The following is a 1,403-nucleotide window of genomic DNA, read 5'->3' as shown; positions in this document are numbered from 1 at the left end:
GTGGCGCGCCATCTCGTGCGCGAGGTCTGCATGCTGCATCGCAAGTCCGAAACGTCGAGTGTGTTCTGGCAAGGGTGGAATCGCCTGCTAGCCCGCATCGGCCGCCCGTTTCACGGCGTCTACGCCGCCGTATCCGGGGCGCTGCATAGCACACCACGCAGCAGCTCGCTGGTCGAAAATCTCAACTCGCGACTGCGCGTCTACCTGACCAACCGGCGTCATCTGAAGGGCGGGCGGGCCTGGCTTGGTCTGCTGCAGTTTGTCTTCAACCATCGCCGCTTTGCCCGCAGCCGATGCCCTGAGCGAACTGGAAAGAGCCCGAGGGAACTGATGAGCGGCGAGCCTCACGATCACTGGCTGACGCTGCTCGGATTCGGCCCACTCCAGCCTCAGCGAACCTGACATCGGCAGGTCGTCGCCGGCCTCCATTTGAACCCCACTCCTTGTTATTCCTGCTTTCTTACGCAGGCTGCTTCCGCTCGTCTGTGTAACGCAAAAATCGCGCTTTTTGAACCACGCCCGGTATCTCTATCGGGCGGTCGACAAGGCAGGCAACACCGTTGATTTTCTGCTGCGAGCTCGACGGGACAAGGCTGCGGCCCGGGCCTATTTCGAAAAGGCAATCGACCAGAATGGCGAACCCGAGACCGTGACGATCGACAAGAGCGGATCGAATCTGGCTGCCTTGCGGGCGATCAACGCCCCACGGGAGGTGCCGATCAAGGTCCGCCAGAAAAAGTATCTGAATAACATCATCGAACAGGATCATCGGGCGATCAAGCGCCGAACTCGACCGATGCTTGGGTTCAAAAGCTTTCGTTGTGCCCGCATCCTGTTGGGCGGCATCGAAGTTATGCACATGATCGTCAAGGGACAATTGAACGATGGCGGCGTTGGTCAAACTCCCGCACAGCAATTCTATTCGCTGGCTAGATAAGGAATCCATACCATATCGGATTTGGCCGACCTCTTGCTCTTACTGCGACAGAACCTGGTTTCTGCTTCCAGATCCACTTCGGACGCCAGGATCAGGCGTCGCTTTGTCCATTCCTGCCGTTTGTCGTTGTAGATCTGGCACCACACGGCTCGTACCGGCGTGCCCCTGAGGAAGCGGGCTACGGCGACGATCGAACGCAGGCGCACACGCTGCTCCTTGCCATAGAGCCTCATCGTCAATTCGATTTCGGGCAAGGCTTCGATGGCATCTGCGTTCAGACGCAGCCCATAGATACGAGGCCGTCCGCGCCGGGGCACATCGGGTGTTTCGGGCTGCAGGAACAGCGCCGTATCGATGCGCGCCTGACCAATCACATGCATGTTCCGGCGCAGCAGCGGCAGGATCAGACGCGCGCGCATGAACCACGAATCGAACAGTACACGTATGGGCCGATCGCTCAGGTTCT

The 1,403-nt window shown here is 59.3% G+C and carries 1 protein-coding gene and 2 pseudogenes; 2 read left to right on the top strand and 1 reads right to left on the bottom strand.

Going from position 1 to position 1,403, the window contains the following annotated elements; translation table 11 throughout:
* Window positions 1-402: hypothetical protein (locus tag BMI01S_RS41745; RefSeq protein ID WP_218002775.1), on the top strand; the 402-nt coding region annotated here is incomplete at its 5' end.
* 118 nt (window positions 403-520) lie between these two features.
* Window positions 521-937 (top strand): annotated as a pseudogene (locus tag BMI01S_RS40480) (IS6 family transposase); the annotation flags it as partial.
* A 56-nt stretch (window positions 938-993) separates the two neighbouring features.
* Here the strand turns inward: BMI01S_RS40480 and BMI01S_RS37485 are convergent.
* Window positions 994-1,403: pseudogene (locus BMI01S_RS37485) on the bottom strand (transposase); the annotation flags it as partial.

The sequence above is a fragment of the Paraburkholderia mimosarum LMG 23256 = NBRC 106338 genome, from assembly GCF_000739815.1.
GTDB classification, from domain to species: Bacteria; Pseudomonadota; Gammaproteobacteria; order Burkholderiales; family Burkholderiaceae; genus Paraburkholderia; species Paraburkholderia mimosarum.
Note: the sequence above shows the minus strand (reverse complement) of the source record. Positions and strands in the feature narration are given on the sequence as shown.